The organism is Agathobaculum sp., assembly GCF_034098985.1.
Taxonomy (GTDB): Bacteria; Bacillota; Clostridia; order Oscillospirales; family Butyricicoccaceae; genus Agathobaculum.
The window spans coordinates 1-7,476 of the sequence record NZ_JAXEOA010000005.1; the positions used below are offsets into that span (position 1 = coordinate 1).

At 57.1% G+C, this 7,476-nt stretch carries 5 protein-coding genes; 2 read left to right on the forward strand and 3 right to left on the reverse strand.

What is annotated here, in order from left to right:
* Nucleotides 1–196 precede the first annotated feature (196 nt).
* Complete coding sequence (locus SO058_RS01620; protein WP_320841262.1) at nucleotides 197–808, forward strand: hypothetical protein; 612 nt, start codon at nucleotides 197–199, stop codon at nucleotides 806–808.
* A 76-nt stretch (nucleotides 809–884) separates the two neighbouring features.
* Here SO058_RS01620 and SO058_RS01625 read toward each other — a convergent pair whose 3' ends face one another.
* From SO058_RS01625 to serC, 3 genes are all read right to left on the reverse strand, one after another.
* Nucleotides 885–3,521, reverse strand: a complete 2,637-nt coding sequence (locus tag SO058_RS01625) for an S-layer homology domain-containing protein (protein ID WP_320841263.1) — start codon at nucleotides 3,519–3,521, stop codon at nucleotides 885–887.
* 222 nt (nucleotides 3,522–3,743) lie between these two features.
* The gene (locus tag SO058_RS01630; protein WP_320841264.1) at nucleotides 3,744–4,895 is read right to left on the reverse strand and encodes a 3-phosphoglycerate dehydrogenase family protein; all 1,152 of its coding nucleotides are present in this window, start codon (nucleotides 4,893–4,895) and stop codon (nucleotides 3,744–3,746) included.
* Between the two features lie 2 nt (nucleotides 4,896–4,897).
* Nucleotides 4,898–5,989, reverse strand: a complete 1,092-nt coding sequence (serC, locus tag SO058_RS01635) for a 3-phosphoserine/phosphohydroxythreonine transaminase (RefSeq protein WP_320841265.1) — start codon at nucleotides 5,987–5,989, stop codon at nucleotides 4,898–4,900.
* Nucleotides 5,990–6,201: 212 nt separating this feature from the next.
* On the opposite strand from serC, the gene SO058_RS01640 reads away from it, so the two are divergent.
* Nucleotides 6,202–7,476 (forward strand): aminotransferase class I/II-fold pyridoxal phosphate-dependent enzyme (locus tag SO058_RS01640; protein WP_320841266.1); only part of this gene is annotated, 1,275 nt, incomplete at its 3' end.

Here is a 7,476-nt window from a genome sequence, read left to right on the forward strand (position 1 = left end):
CCCACGATGATTTCCGGGGAAAGTAAGCGTCTTTTAGAATAGCCGAAAAACAGGAAAAGGCAAGCGCAAATAATTGCGCTTGCCTTTTTTCCGTTTCCGCTTATTATAAAGCCTTGCTTACTTCTTCCCGCAGGACAAAGAACGCGGGCGTCCGCCACGCGCGCCCGCGCGCGCTTTTTAAGGAGGAACACCATTCATGTCATTTTCCGACCATAAGATCACAAAATTCACCCACACGGTAAGCGAGTTGCCTGACCAGCCGAGCCTGCCGCCCAAAGACCTGAAAGCCCGGTTCGACAGCAGCCCGGAGGAACTTCGCGAGGCCGTAAACGGCATCTGCGACGATGCGGAACGGCTGGACGGCCGCGTTTCCGGTATTATTACGCAGACGTTCGAGGATGCAATCTCCAAAACGATGCTTTCTACTGAGCTACAAAACGAAATTGACGGAAAAGCGGCTGCATCCGACAACACAGCCGCCCATAAACAACTGCAGAGTGCCATTGCGCAAAAATGTGAGATCTATATCGGCAGCTATATAGGCGACGGTACGGAATGGCGAGAATTTTCGCTGGGCTTCTATCCTCGTGCGGTGCTGGTGATGTGTGCCAACTATGACAGCGAGCGCAGATTCCTGCATTGCCTTGCAACGCGCGAGCAGCACATCTATGATTACTCGTCGATTGACAAGAAAGCACTTGAAGTGACGGAAAACGGTTTTGCCGTCTATGGACCGTTTTCGCAGCGCACGACCGATAATTATCTCAATGTAAGCGCATACTGCTTCAACTATATCGCGTTCAAATAACGTAAAAAGGGCCTCCGAGCAGTTGCTCGGAGGCCCTTTTGATGCGGTTTTGCAACCAACTAATCAGAGAACCAAATTACTTGGTGATGCGATCAGCATCATCGCCCATGTTGCCGTTTACGTCAACAATGATTGCGATAACGTCGCCGTCGGAATCAACCGCGAAGACCGCGTTCAGGATTGCATCGGCCGTATTGGTCGGGTCGTCCTGCGCAAGGTCGATCTCGCCCTGAGCGCCCTTGGTGTCCTTCGAGTTGATGAACAGCTGGTAGGTGTCGCTGTCGATATCGTAGGTGTTCTCCGCATTGCTATCGCCATAGAAGCGAATCTTGCTGCCGTCGAACGCCGCTACCGCAGCCTCGTAGAACGTCTTGTCCTTGGAAACAGCGGTCGAAGAGGTGATCTTGGTCGCGGAAATCTTCTTCACGCCATTGATCGTCGCGTCGTCAACAATCTTGTACTCGATCAGATCGCCCTTGGACATAGATGCGCCAGCGGTAACATTGCTGCTCTTGGCAGAAACCTCAACCGTGTCCGTACCATTCCAAATGGTGAAGTTGTAGTACGTGGTGTTGCCTTCCTTGGAAGTGCCGACCTCGTCGGTCAGATAGCCGTAAACGGTATCGTTGTCGGCATCCGGCAGATCGGTACCCATTTGGATCGCAGCGATCTGGACATACTGGAAGCCGCTGGACTTCAGCGTCAGAGCCTGACCACCGGTCAGAGCCTTAGCGTCGTCGCCCCAAGCCTTAACCTGCTTGCCGGTCAGAACCTTGGTGCTGTCCTTTGCGTCAACAAAGATGGTCGCGTCGTCAGCGATTTCAAAAGAACCAAGCTTCTTTTTCTGATACTGGGACAGAGAGCCGTTGTAATCATCGAAGTTGCCCTTAGCGGCAACAACCTCGAGGTCGTACTCGCCGCCGTCCTCGGTGAACGTGCAGAGCTTGGTCTTGATCTGGCCTGCGGCAACGGAAACCTTGACTTCCGTACCGGTCGGAGTTGCACCCTCTGCAACAACGTCCTTGTCATCAACGGAGTTGATCACAACGTTGCTCTTGGTGGTGCCGTCCGCAAAGTACAGATTGGCGATCAGGGAGTCAGTATCGAGACCGGAACCAGCGCCAGCCTTGGCAACATATACGTAGTCAGCCGGATCGGTCGAAACCTGTCCGTCGGAATCGTAAACATAGCCGTTCAGGACAGCCAGCTTATACTTGCTGTTCGGGGAGAACGAGTTCGCGGTACCTGCGATATGCGTGTACCATGTGCCGTCGATGCGAACCTCGCTGCCCGTAGCACGGGTTGAGGAAGCAGTGCCCTCAACAACGTCCAGCTTGGTCAGCGTGAACTTGTCGGCGGTGCTGTACGCCTTAGGAGTAACTTCTACGAAGCTGTCCTTAGCAATGCCGTCGCCGATGGCAACATCGTCGTTGTCCTGATTGCCGAAGCCGACAACCGTGTTAACGGTGATGGAATCGGCGCCCTTAAAGGTAACCTTACCAACAGCGTGCGGCGTAGCAACGATCAGGTCGTACTTGCCGTTGTCGTTGTTGTCGATCAGGGTCAGCGTGCTGGCCTTGTCGATTGCAAAGGTAACGCCGTCAACAGTAACGGTCTTGCTCTGCAGCGCGGTGCCGGTAGTCAGATCGCCCAGCTTGGCAATGTCAGTTGCACGGTTGGTGTCGATCTGGATACCAGATGCAGCACCCTCCAGCTTATAGGTGGTGCCGTTGGCCTTGATTTCGGTTGCGCTGGTCGCAAAAGCGTCCAGATCGCCGACGATAACGCTAACGGTTTTTACGCCGCTGACAGCGGTAATGCCGTAAACCACGTCGCTCTTGTCTTTCTTGTGCAGCAGCTTGACCTTCTGGCCAACCAGTGCGGAGTAGTCATTCACAACCTTGGTGAACGTTGTGTACTGCGGAACATCCTCTGTCGGGATCGCAGTAACGTTTACCTGATAGGTGGACTTGTTGTCTTCTTTCACAACGCCGGACAGGGTAACGGTCTCGGTTACGAGGCCCATGTACTTTTCGCCGATCGTATCGTTGTAGTCATCTCCACCGATACCGGTTACCATCTTCATGTTGGTGTACGCGTCGTCGCGCCAAACAACGGTCGGCGCGTTAACGGCGTTGAACATCATCAGCGCGGCAAACTCGCGGGGCAGAGCCAGTGCGAGCGGCGCGGTAACGTCGTCCAGAATGCCGTTTTCGTCAGCCAGAGCGGTTGCGCGCTGGCCCCAGCCGGAACCAACCAGCTGCGCCTTGTCTGCGCCGTAGCCCAGGGTTACGAGCAGCATCTTAGCCAGTTCCTGGCCAGTTACTGTCGAGTCGGGGTCGAACTTGGTCGCCGACTTACCAGCGATGATGCCCAGGGATTCGCAATACTTGATGTAGCCCGCGGCCCAAGAGCTCTTCGAGGTGTTGAGGTCGGTGAACTTGGTGTTGATGCTCTTGTACGCGTCAGCGTTGTCGCTGCCGGTACGCAGAACGTACAGCATTTTTGCTGCCTCTGCACGGGTGATGGTGCCGTTGGGCTGGAACGAACCGTCGGTGTAACCCTTGATTACGCCCAGCGCAGACAGCGTGTCTACAGCTTCGGTTGCATTAGAGTTAATATCAGCCGAATCCGTGAACGCCGCACCGGCGAACATGGTGAACGCGCAAGCGAACGCCAGAACCAGTGCGAGAACCTTTTTGAGATTCTTCATGGGGTGTTTTCCTCCTTTAAATTTTCGGGCTTTTTGCCCTTTTTACGTGATTCATCATACCACGCGGGCCGGCGAAACGTCAAGCGAGACGCCCGAAGTGTAACAAACGGGTAATATTACGCGGGGTTATCATTGCTTATATAATAAGGTATATGCGGACATGCTACAAGGTCAAATAAAAAACGGGCGCCGAAGCGTCCGTTTTTTCATTTTTTTGGAAAATTAAAGTGCGCGTACCGAAATCATGCCGTCGATCGCGCGGAGATCATCCAGATTGGCCTCGGTGGGCTGCTCGGCGGTGTCGACGATGGTGTAAGCATAGTCGCCCTTGGAGCGGTTGCCCATGTTCTCAATGTTGCATTTGACCGCAGAGGTGATCGAGGCGATCATGTTGGGCACGTTCTTATGGATCATGCAGATGCGGTAGCCGCCCTCATAGGGCACCTTGAGGTTCGGGAAGTTGACCGAATTGCGGATCGTACCCTTTTCCAGATACTCGCTGATCTCATAGACAGCCATTTTTGCGCAATTGTCCTCGCTCTCGGGCGTGGACGCGCCGAGGTGGGGCAGCACGATGGCGTTTTCCTGCTCCAGAATGCAGTCGGAAGCGAAATCGGACACATAGCAGGCGACCTTGCCGCTTTCAAGCGCTTTTGCCATTGCCTGCTCGTCTACCAGCTCGCCGCGCGCGAGGTTAATGATGCGCGCGCCGTCCTTCATTTTCGCAAAAGCCTCTTCGCCGATAATGTTCCGGGTGTCGGGCGTGAGCGGGACATGGACGGTGATGTAATCGCAATTCGCAAAAATTTCATTTAAATCGGTCACGTGCTTGACCGAACGGGACAGCTGCAAAGCGCCGTCGACCGACAGGAACGGGTCGTAGCCCCAAACGTCCATATCGAGCGAAACGGCGGCGTTCGCTACCTTGACGCCGATCGCGCCCAAGCCGATGACGCCCAGCTTCTTGCCCGCAATCTCGGGGCCGGCATAGGTCGCCTTACCTTTTTCGGCGGCGGGGCCGATATCCGGCGTGCCTTTCAGCCCGCGTACCCAGTTCGCGCCCTGCACGATCTTGCGGGAGGCCATCAGCAGCGCGCAGATGACCAGCTCCTTGACCGCGTTGGCGTTTGCGCCCGGCGTGTTGAACACGACGATGCCCTCTTCCGCGCAGCGCTCGACCGGGATATTATTGACGCCCGCGCCCGCGCGCGCGATGCACTTGAGGTTTTTGGGGAACTGCACGTCGTGCAGCTTGGCCGAACGGACGAGCACCGCGTCGTACTCCTCAAAATCCTCCGAGCAGGTGTATTTCGCGGGATCGAGGTTATCGAGGCCGACCTTGGAAATCTTGTTATACAGCTTTACGTTATACATGATTATCGGTTCTCCTCCGCAAACTTCTTCATAAAGGCGATCAGCGTTTCCACGCCCTCGACCGGCATCGCGTTATAGATGGACGCGCGCATACCGCCGACCGAGCGGTGCCCCTTGAGGTTGGACATCCCGGCAGCCGCCGACTCCTTGGCGAACTTGGCGTCAAGCTCGTCGTCGCCCGTGCGGAACGTGACGTTCATGTGGCTGCGGCTCGCCTTTTCCGCGACCGGCTGATAGAAATCCTGGCTGTCCAGATAATCATACAGCATGGAGGAACGCTTTTCCGCAAGCTTTTGCATGGCGGAAACGCCGCCCTGCTCCTCGACCCATGCGAGCACCAGGCCGAGCACGTAGATGCCATACGTGGGGGGCGTGTTGTACATGCTCTCTTTTTCCGCCATGGTCTTCCAGTCGAGCATGACCGGGTATTTCTCCAGCGGATAGCCGCCAAGCAGATCCTCGCGCACGATCACGACGGTCACGCCCGCGGGGCCCATGTTTTTCTGCGCGCCCGCATAGATCACGCCGTATTTCGAGACATCGACCGGCTTGGACAGGATGTTGGACGACATATCCGCGACCAGTGGCACGTTCGCCGGGGTCTCGGGGTCGTATTGATATTCGGTGCCGTAAATGGTGTTGTTCGCGCAAATATAGAAATAGTCGGCGTCCGGACGGATATCGAGCTCGGCCTGCGTGGGAACGCGGTCGAAATTGCCTTCCTTGGAGGTGAACGCCACGTGGATATCGCCAAACTTCTTGGCTTCCTTATAAGCGTTATTCGCAAAATTGCCCGTGACAGCGTAGTCGGCCTTGCCGGTCTTCATCAGGTTCATCGGGATGGCCGCGAACTGCATGGTCGCGCCGCCCTGGAGGAACAGGACCTTATAATTGTCCGGAATCGAGAGCACGCGGCGAAGCGCGGCCTCGGTCTCCTTGATGACGCCGTCGTATACCTTGGAACGGTGACTCATCTCCATGACGGACATACCGGAACCCTTATAATTGAGCATTTCGGACGCCGCGCGCTCGAGCACGGGCACCGGCAGCATGGAGGGGCCTGCGGAAAAATTGTAAATGCGATTGTCAGCCATAGGATTGTTACCTGCCTTTCAAATTATCAGCATGCTGTTCATAAAAAGAACGCAGTATTCATTATAATATAACGGCCTTTTATTTACTACGTGAAACCCCACCAAAATTCCGCCGTAAAAAGACGAATGTGTGCACATTATGGACAGTTTGCAACATTCCCGCCGCGCGTGGTATAATAAACAAAACTTTTGCACCAAGGGGAGGTGCGGACATGCGGACGCACAAAAAGCCCATCCGGCGGCAGCACATGGGGCACCGGCAGATCAACCGCCTGCTGCCCTTTACCACCGCGCCGCTCTATCACGCGCTCAACCTGCTCGCGACCGGCGACGCCGCGCGTTTCCATATGCCCGGCCACAAGGGCGAGCCGGTGTTCACCAGCTATGCAGACGTGTTCGCGATCGACTTCACCGAGACCTACGGCACCGGCAACCTCTATCTGGGCGACGGCCCGATCCGCGACGCCGAGGTTGCGGCGGCGCGCTATTTTGATGCGGAGGACTGCTTTTTCCTCACCGGCGGTTCGACGCAGGGTATCTACGCCATGCTGGCGACCGCGGTCGGCGCGGGCGGCAGCGTGCTTTTAGACCGTGGCTGCCACAAATCGGTGTGCGCGGCCTGCGCGCTTTTGGATATCACGCCGTATTTCCTCTCGGCCGAGCTGATCGAGCCGTTCGGCGTGGCGGGCGCGCTGGATACCTCCGAGGCGGAGCGGATGCTGCTCGACCATCCTGCGATCGCCGCCGTACTCATCACCTCCCCAACCTATTATGGGATCTGCCGCGATATTCCGGCTTTCGCGGATCTATGCGCGGCATACGGCAAAAAGCTGCTGGTCGATGCGGCGCACGGCGCACATTTCCCCGCGCTCGGCTTGCCCGCGCCCATCGCCGAGGGTGCCGATCTCGCGGTGCTCTCCATCCACAAAACACTGCCCTGTCTGGGGCAGGGCGCGGCCGTGCTGTCCGGCGGCGCGGTCGACCGCAAGGCGCTGCGCGAAAATACGGCGCTGTTCGGCACCTCAAGCCCGTCCTATCCCATCATGGCTTCCATCGACTTGGCGCGGGCTTACATCGAGGGTCCCGGCCGCCCGGCCTATCACCGCGCGGCTGAAACCTGCATGGCGCTGCGGCGGTATGTCGATTCGCGCACGTGCTTCACGGCGCTCGGTGCAAACGATTTCCCCGAGCTCGACCCGTGCCGCCTGACCGTGTGCACCGCGGGCACCGATATGACCGGCCGCCAGCTCGCCGACGCGCTTTGGCGCGAGTGCGGCGTGGCCTGTGAAATGGCCGATCTTCGCAACGCCGTTTTCATTTTGACCTGCTCGGACACCGGCCTTGCCGTGCGGCGGCTGAAAAAAGGGCTGAAGCGCCTGTCGCGCCGCCGCGTGCAGACCGATGTGCCCCATCCCGCCGGAACATTTCCACCCGCGAAGCGCGTCCTGTCCGTGCGGCAGGCGTGGTTTTCACACCATGGCCGCGTG

Excerpts from the sequence above, each read along its gene's own strand:
- SO058_RS01620 (WP_320841262.1), top strand. The coding sequence starts at position 197 with ATGTCATTTTCCGACCATAAGATCACAAAATTCACCCACACGGTAAGC.
- SO058_RS01625 (WP_320841263.1), bottom strand. The coding sequence starts at position 3,521 with ATGAAGAATCTCAAAAAGGTTCTCGCACTGGTTCTGGCGTTCGCTTGC.
- SO058_RS01630 (WP_320841264.1), bottom strand. The coding sequence starts at position 4,895 with ATGTATAACGTAAAGCTGTATAACAAGATTTCCAAGGTCGGCCTCGAT.
- serC (WP_320841265.1), bottom strand. The coding sequence starts at position 5,989 with ATGGCTGACAATCGCATTTACAATTTTTCCGCAGGCCCCTCCATGCTG.